The sequence below is a fragment of the Flavonifractor plautii ATCC 29863 genome (genome assembly GCF_000239295.1).
GTDB lineage: Bacteria > Bacillota > Clostridia > Oscillospirales > Oscillospiraceae > Flavonifractor > Flavonifractor plautii.
Window position 1 is genome coordinate 1 of record NZ_JH417653.1, and the last position, 22629, is coordinate 22629.

22 protein-coding genes are annotated in these 22629 nt (G+C 53.2%); all 22 read right to left on the bottom strand.

Annotated elements, in window-relative coordinates; all coding sequences use genetic code 11:
• Positions 1-57: 57 nt before the first annotated feature.
• Complete coding sequence (locus tag HMPREF0372_RS02505) at positions 58-2184, bottom strand: hypothetical protein (protein ID WP_007488689.1); 2127 nt, start codon at positions 2182-2184, stop codon at positions 58-60.
• A gap of 34 nt (positions 2185-2218) precedes the next feature.
• A complete protein-coding gene (locus tag HMPREF0372_RS02510; RefSeq protein WP_007488691.1) occupies positions 2219-3031 on the bottom strand; it encodes a hypothetical protein in 813 nt (270 codons plus the stop codon).
• A 112-nt stretch (positions 3032-3143) separates the two neighbouring features.
• Complete coding sequence (locus HMPREF0372_RS02515) at positions 3144-3683, bottom strand: hypothetical protein (protein WP_155116949.1); 540 nt, start codon at positions 3681-3683, stop codon at positions 3144-3146.
• A gap of 95 nt (positions 3684-3778) precedes the next feature.
• The gene (locus tag HMPREF0372_RS02520; protein ID WP_007488694.1) at positions 3779-4396 is read right to left on the bottom strand and encodes a hypothetical protein; all 618 of its coding nucleotides are present in this window, start codon (positions 4394-4396) and stop codon (positions 3779-3781) included.
• Positions 4347-4769, bottom strand: coding sequence for a hypothetical protein (locus tag HMPREF0372_RS19560; protein ID WP_155116950.1), 423 nt, complete (start codon positions 4767-4769; stop codon positions 4347-4349). Before HMPREF0372_RS19560 ends, HMPREF0372_RS02520 begins: the two co-directional genes overlap by 50 nt.
• Positions 4770-4797: 28 nt before the next feature.
• The gene (locus HMPREF0372_RS02525) at positions 4798-5679 is read right to left on the bottom strand and encodes a hypothetical protein (RefSeq protein ID WP_155116951.1); all 882 of its coding nucleotides are present in this window, start codon (positions 5677-5679) and stop codon (positions 4798-4800) included.
• A gap of 388 nt (positions 5680-6067) precedes the next feature.
• Positions 6068-6202: a hypothetical protein gene (locus tag HMPREF0372_RS20965; protein ID WP_007488696.1), complete on the bottom strand. Its 135-nt coding sequence runs from the start codon at positions 6200-6202 to the stop codon at positions 6068-6070.
• 1 nt (position 6203) lies between these two features.
• Complete coding sequence (locus tag HMPREF0372_RS02530; RefSeq protein WP_007488697.1) at positions 6204-6494, bottom strand: hypothetical protein; 291 nt, start codon at positions 6492-6494, stop codon at positions 6204-6206.
• Positions 6491-7999 (bottom strand): hypothetical protein, encoded by a 1509-nt coding sequence (locus HMPREF0372_RS19565; protein ID WP_007488698.1) that lies wholly within the window; start codon positions 7997-7999, stop codon positions 6491-6493. Before HMPREF0372_RS19565 ends, HMPREF0372_RS02530 begins: the two co-directional genes overlap by 4 nt.
• Positions 8000-8015: 16 nt before the next feature.
• A complete protein-coding gene (locus HMPREF0372_RS19570; RefSeq protein ID WP_007488699.1) occupies positions 8016-9524 on the bottom strand; it encodes a hypothetical protein in 1509 nt (502 codons plus the stop codon).
• A gap of 9 nt (positions 9525-9533) precedes the next feature.
• Positions 9534-10859, bottom strand: a complete 1326-nt coding sequence (locus tag HMPREF0372_RS20970) for a collagen-like domain-containing protein (RefSeq protein ID WP_050810468.1) — start codon at positions 10857-10859, stop codon at positions 9534-9536.
• Between the two features lie 15 nt (positions 10860-10874).
• The gene (locus tag HMPREF0372_RS02545; RefSeq protein ID WP_007488702.1) at positions 10875-11063 is read right to left on the bottom strand and encodes a hypothetical protein; all 189 of its coding nucleotides are present in this window, start codon (positions 11061-11063) and stop codon (positions 10875-10877) included.
• Between the two features lie 17 nt (positions 11064-11080).
• The gene (locus HMPREF0372_RS02550; protein WP_039996547.1) at positions 11081-12247 is read right to left on the bottom strand and encodes a hypothetical protein; all 1167 of its coding nucleotides are present in this window, start codon (positions 12245-12247) and stop codon (positions 11081-11083) included.
• A 95-nt stretch (positions 12248-12342) separates the two neighbouring features.
• Positions 12343-13032: a DUF5320 domain-containing protein gene (locus HMPREF0372_RS02555; protein WP_007488706.1), complete on the bottom strand. Its 690-nt coding sequence runs from the start codon at positions 13030-13032 to the stop codon at positions 12343-12345.
• A gap of 78 nt (positions 13033-13110) precedes the next feature.
• Positions 13111-14325, bottom strand: a complete 1215-nt coding sequence (locus HMPREF0372_RS02560; RefSeq protein ID WP_007488707.1) for a hypothetical protein — start codon at positions 14323-14325, stop codon at positions 13111-13113.
• A gap of 19 nt (positions 14326-14344) precedes the next feature.
• The gene (locus HMPREF0372_RS02565; RefSeq protein ID WP_007488708.1) at positions 14345-15307 is read right to left on the bottom strand and encodes a hypothetical protein; all 963 of its coding nucleotides are present in this window, start codon (positions 15305-15307) and stop codon (positions 14345-14347) included.
• Between the two features lie 17 nt (positions 15308-15324).
• The gene (locus tag HMPREF0372_RS02570; RefSeq protein WP_007488709.1) at positions 15325-16710 is read right to left on the bottom strand and encodes a hypothetical protein; all 1386 of its coding nucleotides are present in this window, start codon (positions 16708-16710) and stop codon (positions 15325-15327) included.
• The gene (locus HMPREF0372_RS02575) at positions 16710-17294 is read right to left on the bottom strand and encodes a hypothetical protein (RefSeq protein ID WP_007488710.1); all 585 of its coding nucleotides are present in this window, start codon (positions 17292-17294) and stop codon (positions 16710-16712) included. Before HMPREF0372_RS02575 ends, HMPREF0372_RS02570 begins: the two co-directional genes overlap by 1 nt.
• Before the next feature lie 193 nt (positions 17295-17487).
• The gene (locus HMPREF0372_RS02585) at positions 17488-19170 is read right to left on the bottom strand and encodes a hypothetical protein (protein ID WP_007488712.1); all 1683 of its coding nucleotides are present in this window, start codon (positions 19168-19170) and stop codon (positions 17488-17490) included.
• Between the two features lie 6 nt (positions 19171-19176).
• Positions 19177-19497 (bottom strand): hypothetical protein, encoded by a 321-nt coding sequence (locus tag HMPREF0372_RS02590; protein WP_007488714.1) that lies wholly within the window; start codon positions 19495-19497, stop codon positions 19177-19179.
• Positions 19491-21311, bottom strand: coding sequence for a hypothetical protein (locus tag HMPREF0372_RS02595; protein WP_007488716.1), 1821 nt, complete (start codon positions 21309-21311; stop codon positions 19491-19493). Before HMPREF0372_RS02595 ends, HMPREF0372_RS02590 begins: the two co-directional genes overlap by 7 nt.
• A 19-nt stretch (positions 21312-21330) precedes the next feature.
• On the bottom strand, positions 21331-22419 hold the full coding sequence (locus tag HMPREF0372_RS02600; protein ID WP_039996551.1) for a hypothetical protein: 1089 nt from the start codon (positions 22417-22419) through the stop codon (positions 21331-21333).
• Positions 22420-22629 lie beyond the last annotated feature (210 nt).

A 22629-nucleotide genomic window follows, 5' to 3' on the forward strand; every position in this document is an offset into this window, starting at 1 on the left:
CTTTGTCTTTTTGCGAAACTTATTCTACCTGACCTGTCGGTTTAGCTGTGCTGGATATCAGCCGCCACCGGCCACAGTTACTGTGATGTTGTAGGTGATCGAGGCGTGGCTCCCCTCATTGACGGCAATGGTGAAGCTCTTGCTTCCGCCATCTGTGGCGACGCTCGTGGTGTCCACTGTGATGGTGGGCTTCGTAGAATTATCCCCAATCGTCACATTCGCCTGGTCGGTGCCGCCCTTGGAAAGTGTCTGTCCGGATGTCTTGGTTGCCGTAATGACCACGCTATTCGTGGTGTTCACGACGTTGACCGTCACGGTCTTGCTCGCTCCGCCCCCGCTGAGGCTGTTCCCGCCCCCGCTGCCCGGAGTTGTCAGCGCAAACGTCACATCTGCGGTCGCCGGAGGAGGTGAGGCCACAGTGACCGTCACATTGTAGACGATGGTACTATGGGCATCCTCGCTTACCGTCAGCGTGAAGGACTTTGAGCCACCCGCGGCGGAAACGCTGCTTGTGTTGACGGTATAGGTAGGGGCGGTTGCGCTCCCGGCCGGACTGACATCACTGGCGTTTGTGCCGCCGACCTTTACTTCCTGGGCGGATGTTTTTGTGCCGGTGAGCACCACGCTCCCGGTGCCATTCTGTACGTTGACAGTGACGGTTCTGTTGGAGCCGCCGCCGCTGATGGTGTTGGATTCGTTCTTGCTGGGTGTGGTCAGGTCAAAGGTCATGTCCGCTGTGTCATCAGGCGGGGCGGCAACGGTCACATCAAAGGCGTAGGAGATGGGAGATTTGCCTGCCTCGGTCACACCAAGGGTAAAGTTTAGGGTGCCGCCGTCAGAGGCGACGGAGGAGGTATCAATGGTGTAGGTGGGGATGGTGTCATTACCAGCCGCGGTTACTAGAGAGGCGTTGGCTCCGGTGATGACCACGCTCTGAGTAGCGGTTTTTGTGCCGGTCACGACCACAGAGGAGGTTCCGTTCACCACATCTACATCCACTGTGTAGGTACCGCCTCCGCCACTCAGTTTGTTATCACTGCCGGAGGAAGGCGTGGTGAGCTGAAAGGTGACATTGGAAGTTGGCGTACTGGCCCCACCCTCCACGGTCACAGTGGCGGCGGTAGTCAGCTCAGAGTTATACTTGGAGGTGATGACCAGATTGCCGGTGCCATTGGCAGTGCCAGTGATAACGCCATTGGGGGAGACGTTGAAATACAGCCCGCCGTCCTCTGGAGTGTAGATAAAGTTGGTCAGGTCGGGGGTCACAATCTCGCCGTTGTCCATCTCATACTTTACAGGGATAGTGTAGGGAGAACCGGCGGTGACAGTGATATCGTTGCCGCCCACGATAGCCAAGCTCTCCACGTTCTGGTCGGGGTTGCCGAACAGCTCCAGTACCATGTAGGCCAGTTTGGGAGAGGAGGAGCCGCCGCACTGGATGCCCTGCTCACACGCCTCGTCGTAGGACAGAGCGGTCAAGTTCATGACGGTGGTGGCGGCGGTGGTCTGGGAGCCCTCGGTGGAAGCGTCGCCGGAGAGCTGACCACGGGGGATCGTGATGTAGAGGGAGCCCACACGGGAGCCGGTATTGGCGTTGGAGGCGCTGCCCTCAGTAGAGTAGACAGGGATGGTGATGAAGCCGCGCACCACGGCAGGATTCATCAGAGTCTCAATGGAGAGCTGCTTGGCAGAGGGATTAGTGGTGTAGTAGTGGACACAGTAGGTGGTGCCCGCCACGGCGGTGAATCCCTGGATTTGCTTAGTATCAGGGTCGATGGGATAGGCGGTGCCACCGTTGTTGATGTAGCCAACTACGTTGCAGCCGCCAAGGGGGGCAACTGGTGTCTGCATCACGGTCAGGGTGGTTCCGTTGGCCTCCACCGCCTCATCCACGGGGACCACGCCGTTATAGACCACGTTCCCGCCAACGGACAGGGCGCGGCCCTCAAGGGAGAAGTCGGCGGCGGTCAGGTTCATGGTCAGAGAGGGAGTGTCTGGAATCTGGATGACGATGGGGTTGCCAATACCTGCGTTGATGGGGCCTAGGTTGATGGTGGACGCCAACTGCGAAGTGGACATTTTGTTGGAGTAATATACCAAGTCATTGGTAGCAGGGTCGAACATCTTTACATCCATGGTGCCCTTGGCGTACAGGGGACGGCCATTCAGAGTAGCAGTAATCATAGAGACGTTTGCTCCTTTCTTTCAGGTGGATTGGCTATCTCGCTTCCACAGAACCGGATAGCCTCTGTGTGAGTTCCGCAAGGGAGACGAGTGCGCTTGAATGTTTGTCACGGTCGTACTTCCAGGAGGGCCACGGGTTACCGTTCTTATATTTGGCTCCCGCTGCCTCCGAAAGTGCGGCTACAAGGTGTCCGGTGATTCGGTCAATGGCCCGCTCTGTCAGAACGAATCGCCTTACCGTCCATTGGAATATATCTTCGACGGGTATCTGCGTTTTGACAGAGACGGAGTAGATCAGAGCCTCGCTATCTGGTACGAGGTTGAGAGAACTTTTCGCAGCCAAGTCCCGTTCCGCCTGCACCAGTTCGGCGTTCAGGGTTTCGTCTGGAAGTTCCACTTCGTTTTGTGCGGCCAGGATTTCCCGGAGCTGAACGAAGTTCTGCGGGGTGATCTCAACGCTCATTTCACCCTGCGTCACTTCCAGGGCGGTCAACTTCCGTGGGTTGTCCTTCTCCGTCTGGATGCCTATGGGAATGTATTCTTCTCCATCCAGCCCTTTTCTCACTTCCAGCCGCAAAGAAAGCATCAAAAAGAGTAGGATACGGGAGAAAAAACCGCCCTGTGGGCCTCCATTGGTTCGCACGTCGTAGTCAAGCGCATACAGGGCTTCCAGATAGCGCATAACCACGTATTTACTTGGTAGTGTCTGCTGTTGAGCCGTAAGGCCCATTTGGGCGATGATAAACCTGTTATAGTCTTTCATCAATATTGGAAACAGGGTCAGGCCGTTCCATTCGATTGGTGTGCCCATACGGACGGCTTCCTGCTGTTCCTGAGTGAGTGGCATGATTGATGCCTCCTGGTAAACAAAAGCAGGGGGCCACACAGAAGAAATATGCTCTCCTGTGTGGCCCCTAATGGCCCTTCTGCGCTCACAATTGAGCGTAGGTCTTTTTAATTCAGTCCTGCCATGTCAGGCCGAGAATCACCCTCCGTCCCAGGTTGGTTCCCCTGTCGTCGATGTTCCATGAGCCGCAGGACGGGTGTTGTGTGCGGTCAAAGTAGAATGTGCCAACACCGTTCATATTCACGCCGTTTAACGCCTCAATCAGAGCGCACTCCATGGCATAGGTGCGGGATATGGCGTAGCCGGATGCAGATTCATAGTTGACATTGGTAGTCAGTTCGAAGATCACAGACAGTTCGGCACGGTACGACCCTTTTGCCACTGTCTGGCCCATATAGCATCGTAATGAGGTGTCCCCGATGTTCTGTGCCTGAGCCACATATGCCTGCGGGAAGATACGGTAACCCTTCTCTGGGGAGACTGGGGCAGTTGGATGTTCCGGGTCAAATAGAACGGACAACTTCTGTTCCGTCGTCGGACACGGCTCGTCCAGCGGGGAAATCCCATCATAGAAGAGGTACTTCATCAGCCGTACCCTTGGATAGATGTTCTCAGTGGGGGGATTGTAGTTCGGCAGTGGCATGTCCATCAAATAAGTGCAAACTTGGCGGGGGATGTTCTCTGCACCGATGAACTTTATATATTGCTGATCTCGTTGATATGGATAGGTAGGTGAAGGCCACATGCCTACTCCCCCTTTTCTGCCCGCACATGTTCCAGCCATTCCTTACTCTTGCGGGCTTGTGCCTCGGCCTCTGTCTGCACTTCGTGCAGGGCATCCAACACATTTTGAATGCTTTCCGGGGTACTCTGTTCAGTAAACAGCATTACAACTCGGGAAAGCAGATCATTTTTGGCTTGGAGCAGATTATAGATTTCCGCATTCAGGAGTTTTTCAAAGTCCCGGTAGTCAGACAGGATGGCGGCGGCGTGGGCTCGCACCTCCGGATCGTCATCCCGCTTCATCCCTTCTAGTTGTCCGTAGGTTTTGGAAAAGATGTCATACTGCCGGGCGGTGAACTCGAACTTCGGGGTCTCACTGTTGTAAAGTCCGTTCACGTCGATCAGGTGAAGATAGATACCTGCCAGCACATAAGACATAATCAGCCGCTTCCCCAAAATGTTCTCCTGCCAGCGGGGCGGTATTGGTTGAACGTTTGCGTTTTCACTTTTCGGTAGCACATCCACCTGCTCAATGCAGCCGGGGGCCAACAGTTTGACGATGGCGGTCTTTTTGGCGATGCTCAGGTAGGTGTCAGCCTTCTTTACGCTTTCTGCTTCGAGACTTGCGAACTTGTTTTCCATTCTGCGTCTCCTTCTTTTGTTTAGTTATGTGTGTCGCTTCTTCTTTACCAGAAATAGTTTCCTCGGCCTTGCCCTCGGCATTCGGGATGACGTTCCGTACATACATCCCGCTGGGAAGGACAGTTGTTGCATCCGGGGCCTGCTCCACCGACTTCAGGTTCTTTACCCGAGGGATGACGTTTTGGTGGTATCCGACAGAAGGGGATCGGTTCTGCGGTTGGAGCCGCTTGCACTCCTGAAAGCCCGGAGTATTCTCGTACTGCCGGGTCTGTGGGCAGTTGTACTGGTGGGCGCACAGGAACCTTCCCTCACAGTATAGGGCCTGCTTTCCTGTCTGGTTGGTCGCCTTTTGACATCTTGGCTTGTTCAGCATGATTGTCACCTCTTATTCAACTGAATTTTCAACTTCCGGTCAGTTTGATTTCTGCTGTCAGAGTCGCAGTCCCATCTGTGATGCTCACTGTTAGAGGAACAGGGGAGGGGTAGTAGCAAGAGATGGCAGACTGCGCTCCGACTATTTGCGCGGTGTAGCAGTTCTGATCAGGCCCGGAGAAAGACCACTCCACAGGGCCCTGTTCCCCAGCTACGGCTAGTTTGCGGCTCTGGTATGCTGGGATATTCCTCGGTACGTCAGTAGCCCAGTGAAGCCCTGTTGGAGCATCTTGTACCTCTAAAACGGTGTCTGTGAAGATGCTAGGGTTCTCCTTCAAAGTGCATCGAATGATTACCTGACCGTTTACCATGCCTGTTACCACGCCATTCTCGTCCACCGTGGCAATCTCCGGGGAGCGGGAAGACCACAGATAAGTCACAGCGATGGTGTCCGCCACCGCCTCGCCGTTTCGGATAGAGGATGGCACAAGAGAAACGTGTTCACCGGCCTGAATCGACCGGGGGCCGGTGACATTGACTATCCATGAGAACGCCAGCCCATCCGCCACCTGATGCTTCATATCGTCCCGTTCCGTCGGTTCTTGGTAGTACAGGGAGAAGCGGAGCACCCGCACACTGTCCTGCTGGTCGGTGAACTCCCGTATGTAGTCAGACAGGCCCCGCACGGCAAAGCCGCTTGTTCCAAGAATCATGCGGGTGTTGTTTTTAAGATTCTGAATCGTCCATGGGTTGGCCTGCATGATGCAGTCCATATAGCTGTCTGCCAACTTCATAGTTTCCGTATCTGTGTTGGCGTTCGCCATGGTGTTTGGCCGGGTGATGACCATCGGTTCAGATACGATGTTGCCAAAGTAGTCCAGACTATTCCACACGGCGTTGCACCGTTTCACCAAAGCGTTCCCGGACACGCTTGCTATATTGGCGGGGTTGTCCGCCAACCAACAGTTGTTCCAGAACCAGAACTTGGTGCCGGGCCTTATGTAATCGATATCTGGCCGCTCAAAGTACACCACCCGCCAATCATCGTCGTGGGACATATTACTGGTATTGAGGGAAGAAAAGTGGGCAGCGGTTCGTATCTTATACCACCCAGCTTTCCACGCATCATCGTCCTCAAGCCCCTGCACTTGTGCTTCAAAGAAGTCCGTGGCATACTGCGCCATACTTCGGAGGTGCTGTTTTGCGGGGTCCGCCATGTATTGGTGCTGGAGGCCAGTGCCGCTCGGGGTGTTAGAGTCCCGTTGGATGACAGGTCGGCGTTGCATAAACGGCATGGTATCACCCCTTCGTGACAAGGGCCTTCAGCTCGTCGTAATGTTCCTTGGTGATTTTCTTGGCCTGATACAGTTTTTCTACCCTATCAGCCGACCACAGGCCAGTGGATACATAGTAGCGCATGGTTTCTACGTCCATCTTAAAGCCCTCCCATCAACAGAATATAGTCCATGTCGGCCCTCAGTTGTTCCACTTCGCTCGGTCCACCCTTTGCCTCCTGGAATAGCTCGTTGTAGTGATTTTGGACATAAGTTTGAAGGTCAGGCCGCTCCCGCATCTCTAAGTGGTACTCCTCATACTCCCAGCCCTCATAGTCACTGCTTTTATATGGAACAGCGTTTTTGTAAAACCGTACAAGGTAATAGCCAGAATGTTTTGGCTGCTTTTCTACAGTAAAAGCAGGTGGATTAACGTCACCGTGTACTCTCATGCTTGCACCTCCTGACGACGGAAAATAAGGCGGGCACCATTCGAATCTGCTTCTGAAGCAGAGTTGTATCCGCAATAAATATCAAATAATCCGGTGTTATAGTTATTGTTATAGTGATTTCCGACTACTGCAATGCGCCATGACTGACCACTAGAGATAATCACCCGATCTGGTATATATGAACTTTGACTGCCTCCTGCTTCGGTTGGGATGAATGCCCATGTGGCCCCTTCAAATAACCCGGTTTTACTTATATACCCGCTTATTGAAACTCCTGGCATACTTGTACTTACATAGTTGATTCCAGTATCATCTGCATAATTTTCTGGATTTGTACAAATAAGGAAAGTACCTTCGTAGACATTTATACCATCTATTACTTGGTATAGATTCCCCCATAGATTTTCAATCCATCTATATTGTATGGCCGTATCTCCATCTGTTCCAGACGCACGCCCTGTGTGGTAAATCATGTTGTCCGTTCCGCCATTGTTCAATGGAGCAGAGCGTCCAGAAGTATAGCCTAGGCCAATGGTATTCTGACTATCCCAGTCTGCAAATTCAACTAAGTAAAGTAACCATGCAGCGCACCATGTCATATAATCATATCCATCCCAGCCCGTACCTTTTGCCCGAGAGTTTGTGCGGATGGTTGGCCTTGTTGCACCACGTAAAGGTTGTATACCTGAAATGGACTTATATCCTGGAGTTGTATTATACCTTCCGATGTACGTCCCGCTGCCAGGGTGCCTCTCAAACCCTTCAAGTGGCATTGAAGATATATAGAAAAATCGGATACTTCCGGCGTCCGATACGCGGTAATAAAATTTAGGAATCCATACCAACGTTTCATGTTCTGTGCGGGAAAATCCAGGCTCTCCCCGTTTGTAAATTTCTGTTCCATTTCCATCAAGGTTACATTCATAAATTTCTGACCAAGGCGCAATCCGGTCAAATGGGGAAGTTCCGCCTATTATCCCAATTGCGGGAGAGGGGTCTTCAGTCACATTAGTTGTAACATAGCTGTATGGATCATTATTGATAGTCAAGCGGGTCAGTTTAGTTGATGGGTTTGCCATATCCCAAGACACACCACACACAGATCCGCTGGAAAGTGTGACAATATATTGCCGTACTGTAGAGATAGCCACTTGGTCGGTTACCTTTTCTCCATCAAGTGTGGCTGATATATCCCAAGTTCCAAATAAGGGAATATCTACGGTGACCGCTCCATTTTCGTTTGTCTGTAACGTCAGTTTTGTTTCAGCTTTCTGAATGACTACATCGATGTTTGGAGAAGATGGGGCTGTATATATGATAAGTTGTGGCTTCATAGCGGTAGGTTTCACTACTGGGGTGTAAATCGCCCCGTTGTAAATTTGGGTTGCATTATCCTCTTCAACAGACACCTTTGCAGATATCGAATTTCCTTGAATGGATATACCATCTCCAGCAGTATAGGAAGTAATTCCCGTAGAATTTTGTGTATAATCAAAGATAGGCATTGTTTTTACCTCCTACTCATGCGCCTTTTGGAGCCCGATACTCAATCCTACAGCTTGTCCCAACGGTTGGACTATCGTTTGTTAAAAAATATCCTATTCCAGCATCTGTATCATCGTTCCAGTCTCCACCAGTGACAGACATGTAGATTGACTCAGAAGCATTGCGAATATTTGCACGATCCGGGATATAAGTACTAGAACTGCCTCCAGACTGATCAGGTAAAATGCACCAATTGTAGGTATCTATCACGTTTAGTCGGGTAATGTAGCCGGAATTGGAACTAAAAGGCCCAAGGTCAATGTAGTCGGTTGGAATCGAGCCACCATATTTAGTAGGGTCAAGGCAGATATACATATTGCCATTCAGTTTGTTGACCCCATCTGTCAACTGGCGATAACTCCCCCACAGTTCCTCTATTCCGCGATACTGCATTGGGCTGCTTGAAGTGGACGCTGTTTTTTTGCCTGTGTGGTATATCATATCATCGGTAGCTCCATTCGGCGCACCAGCAGAAGCATTTACTTGTCCGGGTCCTATCAAAGCCTGACTTCTCCAATCTGCAAATTCAACAGCATATAAGAGAAATATGGCACACCAAGTAGAGTAATCAAATATTTGCCAACCACTACCTTTTTTGGTGGCATACGAACGAGCGTAATCGGCATTAAAGGAGCTCCCGTAACTTGGTGTTCCACCCGATTTAGACGTAAATACTCCGTTTTCAATTTTGACTCGGTATCGAGCCACATACGTGTTACTACCCGGATGGAGTTCAAATCCTGAAATTTTATTGTCGGCAATATAGAAGTAAATCATATCTTCTGAAGAAATGATTTTGTAATAGAAAGGGGGGATATAAATCATGGTGTCATTTGCTGTCCGAGAAAATAATGGGCTATCTGGAGCAATGATATCTCCATCTACAATATTGACCTCTTTCATCTCCATCCAGGGAAGGTAGTGGTCAAATGGGGAGCTTCCTGCCTCTGTTCCTACTGCCGGGGATGGTTCGGAAGACACGACCTCATTTACATATCCGTTTGGATCGCTTTCCGGAGTAAGGCGCATCATTTCTGGGCTGGAATTGGACATGTCCCAAACAACGCCGAAAATAGTAGCTGGGAATAAATACAATCTGACGGAATATATGTCTGCGCGGGTGACGTCAATCGTTTCTGAACCAGTGATGCCCCCATAGGTCGCCTGCACAGTCCAAGGCCCGAACGCGCCTAACTCTAGGGTTGCGATTCCATCAGCGTTTGTCATCCCGGAAACTGTGGCTTCTCCATGCGTGGCAGTGACCAAGATTCCGGATGAGGTTTCCGCCTGCACAGTCACTTCAATCAACGGGAACATCTTCCCTTGAAATGGAATATAGGTGTAGATCCCATTTTCGCTGATGCTTGTGGCGTTGTTATCCCGGCCCGAAGTCCGGATAGAAACAGTCTTCTCGTCGAGGGAAATCCCGCCCCCCGCAGCATATCTATTTCCGCCTATGTTTGGCGTTACATCGAAAACAGCCATGTATATCTCCTATGCCGTTGTAGCAAAAATCAGGGCATTGTATTTTAGATCAACACTTGGTTTGCTCTGCGCAGTATAGGTTAAAGCGTTTTCTCCCTGTGCACTCCACTTTACCCCGGCGTTAGCGGCGTTGATTGCGTCCGTTGGAGTTGCAGGGCCTGTTACCGCCGAATTGTCCTTTGTAATACCAGCAACCGTCGCTGTTTGTGTATAAGGCGCGCTTTCGCCTGCCCAACCTGTGGAAGTCAGGGTAAAGGGTACGGCATCGGTGGAGGCGGCGGAGCCCCCGCTGCTTCCGTCTCGCCCTCTTGGTATGGTAAAATCGAATACAGCGTCGCTGGAGGTTCCGCTGTTGGTCACCTGTGCGGCTGTTCCAGGATCTCCGGTGGTCACGGTTCCAATCTTGATTGTTGCAGCTTTTCCATCAGCACCAGCAGGGCCTTGAACGCCTGTCTCTCCTTTTGGGCCCTGTGCACCAACCGCACCCTGCGGACCAGCCGGGCCCTGGACTCCAGCTGTACCGGATGGCCCCTGTTCGCCCCGTGGACCTGCGGGGCCGGTCGGGCCCGGTTCTCCCTGTGCGCCTTGTGGGCCGGTCGGGCCAGCGGGGCCAGCGGGGCCCTGTTCACCCTGCGGCCCCTGCTCTCCTGGGTCGCCCTTGGGGCCCTGGATGCCTTCCGTGGTACTCAGGTCATAGAAGAACTCATAGGCAGATGCCCCTTTGGCGTAGATGTATCCGCCCTGTTCGCCGCCGGTCTGGGTGGAGATCCCCACAAGAGAGCCCTGCGGCAGACCATCGGTGGCATAACCCTCGTTCATGGCGGAAACGGTATCATATATCTTCTGAATGAGGAACGGATTTCCCTGGTCTCCCTTGGGACCCTGGATGCCTTGCGGGCCTTGCGGGCCGACACTACCGGCAGGACCCTGTGGTCCTTGTGGCCCCTCTGGCCCCGTGGCTCCCCGTTCTCCCTGGATACCTTGCGGGCCTTCCGGTCCCTGTACACCGGGCTCGCCCTGTGGTCCTGTGGAACCAGTTGGGCCAGCAGGCCCAGCAGGTCCTTCCACGCCCTGCTCGCCTTGAATGCCCTGCGGTCCGGCAGGTCCGGTCGCTCCAGGGGCGCCCTGGTCTCCCTTCGCGCCCGTGTCGCCCTTCGGGATGCCGAAGTTAAAGGTCACGTTGGTATTGGAACCGCTCTTTTCAACGGTGGCCTCGCTCCCCGCTGGAAGCGTCTCCACGGTGGCGTTGATGTTCGGGACCACCACGGAGCCACCGCCGGAGCCGGGACCGCCGCCGACGACCATTGCGCCAACAATTCCGTCTTTGATAGACAATTAAATCGCCCCCTATTACTTGACCCACTGGAGATCGCCGTTCAGAATGTAGGTCACGCGCCCGATTCCGCTTCCGTCCGCGCTCTCGGCGCAGAACGCCTGAGAGCCGATACCGCAGTCGGTGGGCAGCTCAGCGGCGTCCTCCTCGCTGTCTAGTACGAAGGTGGACGTGAACGGGTCGGTGCCAATCAGATGAAATGCCATGACCATGACCTCCTTGTTCAGAAAAGATTGATGGAAGGGCTGAAATTTACCACGCCGCGGTAGGTACAGGATTGTTCATACCGGCGTAGTTCCTGATTAAGCGTATCTTCCTCACTCCGCCGCTTTTCCTCCTGCGCTCGTGTCCAGTTGGCTTCGTTAGGTGGGGCAAAGGATTTGTCACTCACCTTAGCTGACCGCGCTAGCCAGTTCCCGGTGAAGCGGTACTCCCATACCATGTGGAAGCACAAGCCCAGGATGCGCTTCATATCCGGGGAGAGCGTTTTTTGGAACACTCCGTCCCGATACAGGTCGATGATGAACTCTGTGCCAGATATCAGCCCAGCAGGGAAAGTCACCTTCCCCGTCTGAGGGTCGTAGGTTTCCATGGAATAGGGAGTGTCCACGGGATTTCCAAATTTATCTGTGCCCCGGATAACCACAGAACACAGTTCGTATCCAGGCTTGGCCTGGATGGTGATAGGCTCTGTAGTAGGTGTCTGCATTTCTCCAGGTGGCAGGATTTCAGCCGGCACAGCCCACTGTGTCTCCGAGAAAAAGGACGGGGTACGCTGGGACAGATAGGAGATGATTTCCGTTGGCCGATTGAATCGGGGGATTGCCGCTTGAAGATAGTAGGAGGCGGTATTGAGAAAGGCCGCCGGATTGATGTCGTATGCCTCCTGGTTTCTCACATCGTCTGTGAATAGGTTGCCATAGTTCAGGATGATGTCAGACCATTTTGTGGTCGCTCCCAGCGGCTCTACCGGGGCCAAAACTGTGTTCTGATAGGGAACGTCATCATAAAGAAGCGTTACCGTGACTTCTTCGGTGCCTGTCAGCGGGGGCACACCGAAATAGTCCTCCCTCTGCGGGGCTGGTGCGGAGTGGAAATAACCTGTCACTCCCGTCTCGAAACTCTGGGTGCTGTTCAGGCGGAGGAGGTATATCTGCCCATTTAAAGTTATGGACACGGCCTTATAAGCGGCTGTGTCGCCCTCATAATCAGGGTTCTTTTGGACAACCACCCCCACCCAAGGGATAGCGGCAAAATAGCCGTCCGGGAAAGCGGAGGGAGGGGAGAATAGGTCTGTACTGCCGCCCTGAGCCTTTACATCAGCGAGAAAGGTGGAGTATATAGGCTTGTTGTTGATGAAGTAAGCATGGATGCCTGTCAAAGGGGCCATATGATCCGCCTCCTGTCTGTGTTCTGCACTCCAGTTCATGCGCCGGAGCGCCAGCATATAAAGCGGGGATTTTATGCGCTCCCCGCCGGGGCGCATCAGACCTTGTTCAGGCTCTCCAGAATTGGCCGGAACATCCCCTTGGGGTCCTCGGACTTGGAGAGGTCGTTCAACGGCTCCACTTTTTCACGGGAAATGCGGTTGTCGCCCCTCTGATAGGAGGAGATGAAGTGGGTGGCGACCATCCGCTTGTGCTCGACGCACAGCTTGGAGAACAGCTCCTTTAGCTGCTCCAGCCCCACGTCCAGTAGCCGGTCGAACATTTGCATATCCAGCAGTTCGCCGTCCTTGTAATCAACATTGTACCGCCGACGCTCATCCTCGTTCAGACCGTTCAGGACAATAAGCCGCCGCTGGTTCAGCAGCCCCCGGATCTCCGGTGTCATGAACTTTCCGCCAAACTCCTTGCGGGGGACCTCTACATAGCCTCCCACACCGTTTAAATAGCCGTAGTCCCCCAAGGACAGCACATTGGTAGGGGAGACGGCGGCGATGTAGGTCAGCTCCACAGTTTCTTCCGGCTTCGCCATGACCACGGTGGAGCCCGGATTCTTCTGCATGGCCTCGATTTGCTTCTGCATGGCCTCCAACTGCTTGGCAAGGGCTTCGTTCTGCTGGCGTAGCAGCTCTGTCTCTGTGGGCTGTGACTGCCCGACGGTATCGGCAACAGGATTGGCTTCCATAGTTTCCGCCACGGTGTTTTTGATGTTTCTTACGCCTCTGGGCATTTTTAACGCCCCTTTCTGTCAAGATTTGAAGGGTGGGGAGGGCCCCGAAGGGCCGCTCCCCTATAAAAGAGGAGGAAATCAGGAAGGCATCTGAATGGCGGCGACCTTGCTGCCCATCACGATTTTGGTGTCCATGACGGCAGTACAGTCGATGTAAATGGAGTTGTCGCCGCTCTCGCGGGGCTCCATCTCAATGACCAGAGGAGAACCCTCGGCAAAGGCGGTGTAGACGGGGGCGTAGGCGCGGCCAATGCGCCCGGAGATGAGAATGAGGCCCTTCATGCCCAGCATCTCGCCGGTGGTATTCACGGTGCCGGGCACCATGGCTGGGTCCACATCAAACAGAGGCACACCGCCCACCACGGACAGGAAACCGTTGCGCATCCACTCCTCGCCCAGGCCATAGGTTAGGGCGGCATCGGAGGGAGTGCCCAGCGGGAGGACCTTTTGGAGGTCGCGGTAATCGCCAAAGGCCATCAGTTGGTTCCGGGGGATACCGTTTGCAGTGGAGGTCGCCACAATAGCCTCTGCCCAGTTCTGAGAGTTGTAGGTGTCGAAGGTCAGGTAGTCGGGGATGTAGGGGCTGTTGTCAGCCAGGGTCATAATGGCCCCGATGTAGTTCGCCATGATGCGGGAGTACATACCGCCCATGATGGCGTTATAGTACCAGCCGATGTCCACATCGTTGCCCACCATCTGGTACCACTTGATGACAGCCCGGCAGGTGTAGGGCCGGGGATTCAGAGTGATGGTGTCATCGTAGAGGTAGTTCATGGTGGTGGAGCGGGAAGCGCCCCAGCTGGAATCCTCGAACAGGAAGATGTCGTTGCTGTGAACGGTAATCTCCTTCGTCTGGCCCAGGGGCACAGTGGTAGTCTCCATTAGGAGACCGCCCATGTTAGAGATTGTGTAGGGCAGCAAGGGTGTGATGATCTCCCTGGAAATACCGGCCAGCGTGGCGAGGAAGTTCCGGTCTCGTAACAGACCAAGGTCGTTCTGGACCTGGGCGAAGTCCTCGGGGGCGGGCTTGCCCTGCACAGCATAAGCCTGGGCGGCGCAGAACATCAGCAGGTTCTTTTTGTGCCCGGAGGACAGGTTAGTGTAGGCAATATCGTCCATGCGAGTCTTGTACTCGCTTTTGTTGCGAACCTTGTTGGAGAGACGCCCGTTGTACTCCATGGTCACCAGCCGGCCGGTGGCGATCAGTTCGTTGCGGGAGATGCGGCCCATCTTGGTATCCGCTGTATTGACCTTGAAATTGTCAAGGGAAATGCTGTTCAGTTTCAGAGACATTTATGCTTCAGCTCCTTTCTCAGTCCGCACCAGCCACGGTGACGGTCACGGCGTAGCTGATGGAGGTGTGGCTGCCCTCGTTGACAGTGATGGTGAAGTTCTTGCTGCCGCCGGCAGTAGCCACATTGGTGGTGTCCACCGTGATGGTCTGGGTGGTGCTGCCGTCGCTTCCTAGGGTCACGTTGCTCTGGTTCGTGCCACTCTTGGCGAGGGTTTGCCCGGAGGTCTTAGTCGCCGTGATAACCACGCTGTCGGTGCTGTTCTTCACGTTCACAGTAACGGTCTTGGTCGCCCCACCTCCGTTGATGGTATTTGAACCATCGGGGGATGGAGTAGTGAGAGCAAAGGTCACATCAGCAGTAGGGGCTACAGGGGCCGATGTTCCTGCGATACCGTTGAAGTGGGCGATGACCCGGTACGCCTTACCCCAGTTGCGTGTTCCGACGGTTGGATAGACCTCGCCCACGATCTCGAACCAGTACCCGGTGTTGGCATCTGGTGCGGAGGCCCCAGCGACCAGCAGACCGTTGGAGACTGTGGCGTACTTGGTCGTCTGGAGGTCGGTTGGGGCAGTAGAGAAGTTGCCAGAGCCGAACACATATTGCCAGCCAGGTACGATACGGCAGAAAGTACCCACTACATCGGCAGGCAGTTCAAGACCAGCAGTATTTGCTCCGACGCGCCAATTGTTTACGCCGTCACCCACCATGTTCACATCGTAGGAATCATAGGCAAACAGCTCCAGGATTTCTCCGTTGGTGGTGTTGGAGCCGCTGACAGCTTTGTTAAAGATCCAAGTATTCCCATTCAAAATGCCGTTATAGCCGGAGGCGGGCATAAGCTGGAGTTTCGTCACCAGAAAACCGGAGGGGCAGATCTCGGGAGTGCCGGCGTCCTGGTACACACCGGCCAGATTCGCCATTGCATCATACTGGCGGTTGCCGTTTTTCAGTTCAAAAAAGGTATTGGCAATTCGAGCCATTCTGTATTGCTCCTTTCTCAGTCGGAAATGTTCTTGATGGCCTGGGACAGGAAGGCGTTGGAGTCGCCCCCGGCTGCATTGGTTGCCGATCCGCCGCCCTCCCAGACATAGCGCTTCTCCTGCGCGTTTGCCTTGGCTCTGGCGGCCTGCATGGAAAGTTCGCCGATTTTGCTCATCACGTCTGCGGTGGCCTTCTGGTCTCCGACCCACTCGCCTGCCTCGTTAAGCACGGTGTTGTAGCACCCGGCCTCCACAGCGTCCATGAGCTGTTTACGGGTATCTTCGCTCAGTTCCATGTGGCAGGCATCGGCCTCACTTATGGCTTTCTCAATGACTTCCTTGGCGGCCTTAATACGTCGCTTGTCCTCGGCCTCGTTCATAGCCTTGACCTTTGCGTTCAGAGCCTCATTTTCCTTTTCAAGGTTGGAACACTTGGTCTCAGCGGATTCGGCCCGGTTGTTTGCGGCTTCCACAGATGCTGCCAGCATGGTGGTCACATCGACGGATACCACAGTACCGTCCTCGAACTTGAAGGGGGCGGAGAGATTGGCATAGGTGATTCGCTCCGGGATAACGGTATCGTGGTCCTCGGCCTTACTGGCATAAGTGCAGGGGAGGCCGCTGGCATTGAGCATCAGGATATGGTCGCCATTTTCGCTCATGTCCAGGATGCGGTAGTCTTTGAACTTCTCCTGTACTTTTTTCAGCAGAGGGACATTGCTCATTCCGCTCAAAGTTTTCACTCCTTTATTGTTGTCTTGCGGCTTGTCCGTATGGTAGGACGCGGCCCGGAGTTGCATTTCCTTGAATTGGCTCTGCATAGCCTCCAGCGCCTTGATGTTCGCCCCAGGGACAGCCGGTGCAACGCCGTCGCCCAGGATGGTGACACCCAGTCCGTACCATTGGGAGTAGACCTCCCGGTCTGTCTCCCGGTGGGCCTTCGTCACGTTGGTCTCGGCGGATACAGACATGCGCCCCTGTCGTGCAATCTTGTCCACCAGCTCAGGATTATAGAAACGCCAGAGCTTTCCCCTGGCGATGGCCCACACTTCACCGTCCCGTTCCTCGGTCCATACGGCGTCGTCTGTGTCATAAATTATGCCGACAATGCGCTCTGCGGTTCCGTCTGTGAAGGAGTAATGGACTTGTCCGTCCATCCCCCTGCTCTCAGTCATGTTGTGGCCGTCTCCGATACGTCCGCCAGGAAGATAGGCGCACAGGATGGGGGTGCCCCGGAAGGTATTGGCGTAGCGGCCAATGTTCCGGTAGTCCCAGCCATTCTCATTGAGGCCGGAGCGCATAATTTCGATCCGCACGTCCCAATTCAGGTCGTTGTCCTGTTGAAGCACTCGGAGGGAACCCAGGCCGTCGAATGGGGCGGCGGACTTGGTCTTGATTGGCATTAAACATCGTCCTCCTCTCCGTTGTCCGGTAGGTCGTAGATGCTTTTAACCCACTTGTCGAAGCTGGACATACTCGAGCCGTTATCCCACATAGACCAGCTTTCCAGCAGTTTCTTCCGATCCTTGCTGTTCTCAATCTGGAGGCTTTCCACCTGCCGGGCCAGACCAGGGAAGTGCCCCTGACTCTGGCTGGGTACACCTCCCACCTCATTTTCCTTTCGGTCGGCCACGTTAATAAATCTCTGGAGGGCCTTGTCCACGTTATCGTTAAGCTCAATGCAGACACGGAACACTTCGTCCAGGCTATCCAGAAGTTCGTCCAGTTCAGGCACAGATGGGTATTCAATTTCAAGCCCCTGTTGCCGCATGATAGCGGAAAACTGGTCGATGTACTCCGGCTGCTTGTGTTCCATAGTGTGGAGGGAATCACTCAGATAGGCCATTCCATACCGGCCCCACACGATCTCCTTGATGGAGGCGTAATATTGCATTGCCGCCCAGTAGGCACGAATGACTTCCCGCATGGGGTCGCGCAGAGCGAAGAACTTCGGGTTTTCATAATTGAAAAACTCGCGCTTTTTCATCAATTAACAACCCTCCTTTCGACCAAATTTTGTTTTCAAAGTGGATAACCATTCCAATTTGTTAGAATACTCTACTTTTTGGTGGGTGGTATAAACCTTAAAAATTCCGTTGTTCTCCTCAACCACAGCTACATTCCCACGTTCCAGTATGCGGCCAACTGCTTGAATTACTTCCTTTGGGATTTCCTCCGCTCTAGTCCGCATCTTTCATATCCTCCGTTCCTTCGCTTGTGACATCTGCGATATCCATTTCCGGCCTCCCGCCCTGATCTGCGGCAGGGGAGGGAGGGAGCTGTCCTCCGTTCTTGGCAGTGTAGCTGGTTACAAGCGGCAGTCTCATGTCCAGCACTCCACTCTCCTTTACGGCGGCGCTCATGCTCAAGTCATCCAGCAGCGAGCGGCCCATTATGGCGTTGTAACGGTAAAGGTCTGGAAGAACACCCATAGACATGCTCTTTTGCATGTTGGCCCTTTCTTTCTCGTCGTTGTAGAGGTCTCCGAACATGTGGAATCTCCAGGTGTACCGGAGGTTCAGCGTAGAGTAGATGTAGTTCATTATCCGTTCAAACTGTTGGTAGACCCTTTGACAATATTTTGCCTCCAACTGAATGGAAATGTTTACCGTGCCAGCGCGTGGGTTGTCGTTAATGGGGATGAGACCTGCCAGACCGGATTTCTCGACGGCGTAGCCGTAGCCGTTGGTAGATATCTCCGTGGCGCTCGGCGCCTCAGCTAGTTGGTGGAGTTTTAGATTCTCCGCTGGAGCCATAAAGAAACCGATGCCGGAGGTGTTGTTCTGGGATAGCATATTGTACCAGAGGGTTTCGTACAGGATGCGCCCACCCTCAGATAGCTTTATCCCGTCGTCCTGCGGGGCGGCGCTGTCATTCCGGTAGGGTATTTCTCCGGTCATCACAGCAATCAGTGGGTTTTGCACCAACTCCAATTGGACCTGCTCATACTGAGCGATAGCAGACATGGAGAGATAAAGCCCTGTCATAGTGGAAGCGAGGTTTGGGTTTGTATCATCTATCTCGAAGCCCCAGACTTTGTCGATTGGAAGAGTCACCCAATAGGCCCACCGCCCGTTCTGGACGTATGCCTCCGGGTTCCCGACCAGATCCTTCATTTGAGCTAGTTTGTCTAAATTGACCCGCCAGCCCTTTGAGGCAAACACAGCGTTTCCGGGCGGCTCAATCACAGCGTCGAAGCTCTCCAGATAGGGGATAAACAGATCTCCAAACTGCCTCCAGTCAGTACCCGGTTGGAGGAAATAGAACATATCGAAGGAGACGGTATAGCCGGAAATGTTGTTGTAGCCGATGATTTTTAGCCAGTCTGGCGGGAGTTTCTGCATGAAAGCGTAGTTGACTTTGTTGTGGGACTTATCTACATCGTATCGGATGTAGTAAAACACTTTGCCCTCTTGGATTGCTTGCCCGGTAGCTTTGTGGGCGTTGGCTTTTGGGTCCAGTTTGTCGTTGAACTTCTCCAACAGGGCAGCTTCACGCCAGAACTCAGGCGTTTTGGCATCATCTTCGTCGGTGAATGCCGGGGCCGTATAATAGTTGTATGTCATCAGGTCGGTGTAGAGCTTCCTGATTTTTAGCATCGGATAAGCTGTAGCCTCCAATGCGTGATGGGTTCCTCGCAGCAGGGCTTCGTTTCCGCCTGGATTCTTGATAGCCTCACCAATGGCGTCCTTGCTATACTCGACGGGAAGGGTGTTAATTTGCTTGACCCGCTTATTCTGAATCCATGGGTTGTTATCCATTGCCCGGTCATAGGCCCGGAACAGGGCATCCATCGGCATATTGGAGAACTTCGCAGAAAGCACATTGATTTGCCGCAGGAGGTTTTGATAGATTGTCTGCACTTTTCGCTAAGCCTCCTTCAGCCGTACTTGCTCTTTCTCCAGCTCTTTTTCTAGGTCAGCCAGAAAGTTCAGAATACCTGCCTGGGCATCCGGGTCATTGTGCAGGGCTTCGCCTGCGATGATGATATTGCAGGCGGCTACCCACTCCCGGTCAGGTGCGGGAAGCGATCTTGCGTTCCTGATGAGCGTACTCCCTCCCGGTTTCCGTTTGTTAGTATAGACAAGAAGATGATGGGGGGTGGCCCGGTGGAAGCGGTACTTTTCCGCAGCGTAATCGATGTGCTCTGCTGTTGGAGTCATTTGATAGATTCGGTATCGGTTCAACATACTCTTCCCCTTCTTCCAAGCACACGCGGCCTATACGACGCTACCCCCGATGCTGTGGCTGAGGCACGGCGGGCGGCGGCTATCAGCGGTTCCCAATTTGTTTTCCGGCGGGCGGACTGGATGAGGTTCTTTCGTTCCAGAAGCTGTGCCACCCGCAGTGTGTATTTTGTCGCAGACCACATATCACGCTGGATGAACTTGGATACCCGGTCCTCCGACCAATTTGAGCCCCGGTATTTGATTTGCAGATTCTTGATTTGACGGACCATCTCATGGGCCTTGATATATGGAAGAACGATTTCTACGTCACTGGAGCTGTCCGTGATTTTGTGAGCTTTTTTATATGCCTCCAAACCGGCGTAGTGGTCTGGAACGATCATCTGGACGTTGCCGTTTTCAAACTGCATCTTGGCGTATTTTATCATCTCACCGTCCGGATCGCTGTTCCCTGTTTCCCTGGCGCCGTTACTGGCTTTGACCGGGTAAATAACCGGAAGCGCACCGGGTAGCTCCAACTCTGGGTAGTCATGGTTCATGCAGCACAGCGTCACCCCGTCGCCCATATCCTTCATCAACTGCTCCGTAACAGACTTTCCGTACTGCTTATCGTCGATGGCGATGTAGGTCAGGAAATTGGACCCCGACATGGAAAATCGCGTCCACATCTGTTTGAGGTATTGTGCTTGTAGGCTGGCCTCCCTTGGCAGCATATCGTTAAGATATACCACCTGCTTCAGGAACACATCCTTCTTGGAGTCCTCCTTCTGAGCGGTCAATTTCGTTACTGCTATGGCGCATTTTGCGTGGTTCGCACCTTCCTCATGGGATACGTCGTAGCCGATGATATAAATGCAGTTCGGATTCCCGCAATGGCGCTCCTCCATGACCTTCAACACCTGGGACTTAGTAAGCGCCACATCTGAAATGACCGGGTCTTTTGTGTCTCCGGTGTAGACACTCTCGCACTCTCGTAGCCACTTCTCAGGAGTCATATTCTTTTTTAGGCCCCGAAAGTATTCAATGTCTCGGATACCTGACAGGACGGAGACTGTCCAGGGCACGTCTATGGCAAACGCGCTCTTCCCAGCCACCATGTCGGCCAGAATGTCGCACCGATACTTGAAGGCATCGTTTTGCTGGGAAGAAGCAGAAGTGATATAGTGCTTCTTGAAGTTGATATGATTTGGGTCAGGATAACCGTTCACTAGATGACGCAAGCGGTTTGTTGGGTCAACAACCGTCTGATAGCGATCATGGTCGAAGGGGTACTCGTCTTCCTGCCCGCACTCCTCACAGATGACTTGGTGGCAGTTATCGCCGCGCTTGGATGTTATGCGGAACTCGGAATTGGTATCGGTGATAAGGGTAAAATCACCCTTTGCAGATGTCTTGATAATGATTTGGCTGGTTAAGGCAGGATAGTTCTTCTGCACCTGCTCAAATGCTGAACGGGCCAGATCCGCAGCCTGATCCATGGTTGGGCCAAAGTAGCGAATACGCTCATGGGGCCAGCACAGCATTTCGGTTGCTGCTCCGGATAGTTTTGTGTAGGTCTTGGAAAGGCCACGGGAACCAGTGATAAAGGTTTCTTTATACCGGGCATCTGCACGCCAGATAAGTGCTTGAATGAATTGTTGTTGGAAATCGGCCTCCGGGGATTGGCAGATGGCAAGCAGCCGATCAGGATACCAACGGAAGTAGGAGAGGAGCAGGCACCAGCTTTCGGAGTTCTTCTTGGAGTAGTCCACCGGCTTTGGTTCCCCGCGCTTTATCCATCTATGAAGGGTGGGGTTCCACCATTTACCGGCTGGCATTTTACTCAACTCCTCGGTTCTACTTTTTCTTTCCTTTTAGCTTTTTCTTTTCCAATTTCATGGGCGGGAGTCCCAGACATTTCAATGTGTCCAACTCTGCCTTGCTCATATCACTGTCGAACTCTCCGTATTGCGGTTCAAGCTGAAGTTCCAAGGGAAGCTCGTCCGATTCGGCTATGCCCATGTTCCGACGTGTACAGTTGACGATTTCTCGCAGGATGTAGTCCAGATAGTCGTGAGACATGGGATACTTGGCTTGATCTCCGCGAAGTTTTCCCAGAAGTTCATCATACCCTAGCAAATCTCCGTTTTTCATGTACCCAGCCCGTTCTAAGGCATCGCTCAGTGTGTCCAACTTAATGGGGGCCACCGGGGCTTCGTCGCGCTTCCGCATGAGGTTGTCTGCCATAAATTTGGAGCGGATGTCGTTCAGTTTGCGGGCGTCATCGTATTCTTTCCTTGCCATCGCTTTGGAGTAGTCAAGCTCAAGCTTACATATCTCTCGAAGATTGTGCTCCGTTTCTTCGTCAATGCCGTTCTCCATCAGACCCCCGGCCTTGATGGAGTAGAGCCGGTCGAGTTCCTTATAGTCCTCGGTTGTGTAGTCGCTCAATATGCCCCACTTGCGGCGCTGGGCCTTTGTACCAGGCAGCTTGGCAGAGGTTCCCTCCATGGTCGCTCCTGCTGCGAACTTTGTCCTGGCGTCGATTTTTCCGCCAAAGAGCACAGAGATGTCCGTCATACCATCCACAAACGCCGCCGGTTCGCCGTCGTCCTTGTATCTGTATTCGCTGGTTTCCAAGTTTTCTAGATACATGATCCAAGTGATCTCGTCGACGTCATATGCCCCGTTTGGCATACATTCTGGAATGAATGGGAGATTGTAGGCCGCGCAGCATAGGAAGTATGCAAAGGCGGGAGAGGTGTCCTCCGCAAAATCCTCGAACTGCTTCTGCTGGCAGTCACGGCAATAATGGACGAACCGCGTATCTTCGTACCAATCTGGGGAGGCTAGGACGCCTTCCTCCTCATTGAGGCCACACCCACAGTTGACGCAGTATATAGTTGCTATTTCCTGCTCCTGCCCATTGTTGTGCATTTCCGACACCCTGTTCCCTCCTCGCAAGAAAACAAAAAGAGGCCACTGTCAACTGCATTATACAGTCAACAGCGACCCCAAATGGCCCCTCTATGCCATCAATTCGGCACAGGTATCTTATTATTTCTTATTTTACCGCTTTTCCACTCAAATTGCAACAACTTTTGTCGGGGGCCTGAATGTGTTCCTGTAGGACTACAATACATATTGGACATCTGA

Excerpts from the sequence above, each read along its gene's own strand:
- HMPREF0372_RS02555 (WP_007488706.1), bottom strand. The coding sequence starts at position 13,032 with ATGCCCAGAGGCGTAAGAAACATCAAAAACACCGTGGCGGAAACTATG.
- HMPREF0372_RS02545 (WP_007488702.1), bottom strand. The coding sequence starts at position 11,063 with ATGGCATTTCATCTGATTGGCACCGACCCGTTCACGTCCACCTTCGTA.
- HMPREF0372_RS02505 (WP_007488689.1), bottom strand. The coding sequence starts at position 2,184 with ATGATTACTGCTACTCTGAATGGCCGTCCCCTGTACGCCAAGGGCACC.
- HMPREF0372_RS02530 (WP_007488697.1), bottom strand. The coding sequence starts at position 6,494 with ATGAGAGTACACGGTGACGTTAATCCACCTGCTTTTACTGTAGAAAAG.
- HMPREF0372_RS02565 (WP_007488708.1), bottom strand. The coding sequence starts at position 15,307 with ATGGCTCGAATTGCCAATACCTTTTTTGAACTGAAAAACGGCAACCGC.
- HMPREF0372_RS02575 (WP_007488710.1), bottom strand. The coding sequence starts at position 17,294 with ATGAAAAAGCGCGAGTTTTTCAATTATGAAAACCCGAAGTTCTTCGCT.
- HMPREF0372_RS02570 (WP_007488709.1), bottom strand. The coding sequence starts at position 16,710 with ATGCCAATCAAGACCAAGTCCGCCGCCCCATTCGACGGCCTGGGTTCC.
- HMPREF0372_RS02560 (WP_007488707.1), bottom strand. The coding sequence starts at position 14,325 with ATGTCTCTGAAACTGAACAGCATTTCCCTTGACAATTTCAAGGTCAAT.
- HMPREF0372_RS20965 (WP_007488696.1), bottom strand. The coding sequence starts at position 6,202 with ATGGACGTAGAAACCATGCGCTACTATGTATCCACTGGCCTGTGGTCG.
- HMPREF0372_RS02590 (WP_007488714.1), bottom strand. The coding sequence starts at position 19,497 with ATGTTGAACCGATACCGAATCTATCAAATGACTCCAACAGCAGAGCAC.
- HMPREF0372_RS02595 (WP_007488716.1), bottom strand. The coding sequence starts at position 21,311 with ATGCCAGCCGGTAAATGGTGGAACCCCACCCTTCATAGATGGATAAAG.
- HMPREF0372_RS19560 (WP_155116950.1), bottom strand. The coding sequence starts at position 4,769 with ATGCTGAACAAGCCAAGATGTCAAAAGGCGACCAACCAGACAGGAAAG.
- HMPREF0372_RS02550 (WP_039996547.1), bottom strand. The coding sequence starts at position 12,247 with ATGGCCCCTTTGACAGGCATCCATGCTTACTTCATCAACAACAAGCCT.
- HMPREF0372_RS19565 (WP_007488698.1), bottom strand. The coding sequence starts at position 7,999 with ATGCCTATCTTTGATTATACACAAAATTCTACGGGAATTACTTCCTAT.
- HMPREF0372_RS19570 (WP_007488699.1), bottom strand. The coding sequence starts at position 9,524 with ATGGCTGTTTTCGATGTAACGCCAAACATAGGCGGAAATAGATATGCT.
- HMPREF0372_RS02510 (WP_007488691.1), bottom strand. The coding sequence starts at position 3,031 with ATGCCACTCACTCAGGAACAGCAGGAAGCCGTCCGTATGGGCACACCA.
- HMPREF0372_RS02520 (WP_007488694.1), bottom strand. The coding sequence starts at position 4,396 with ATGGAAAACAAGTTCGCAAGTCTCGAAGCAGAAAGCGTAAAGAAGGCT.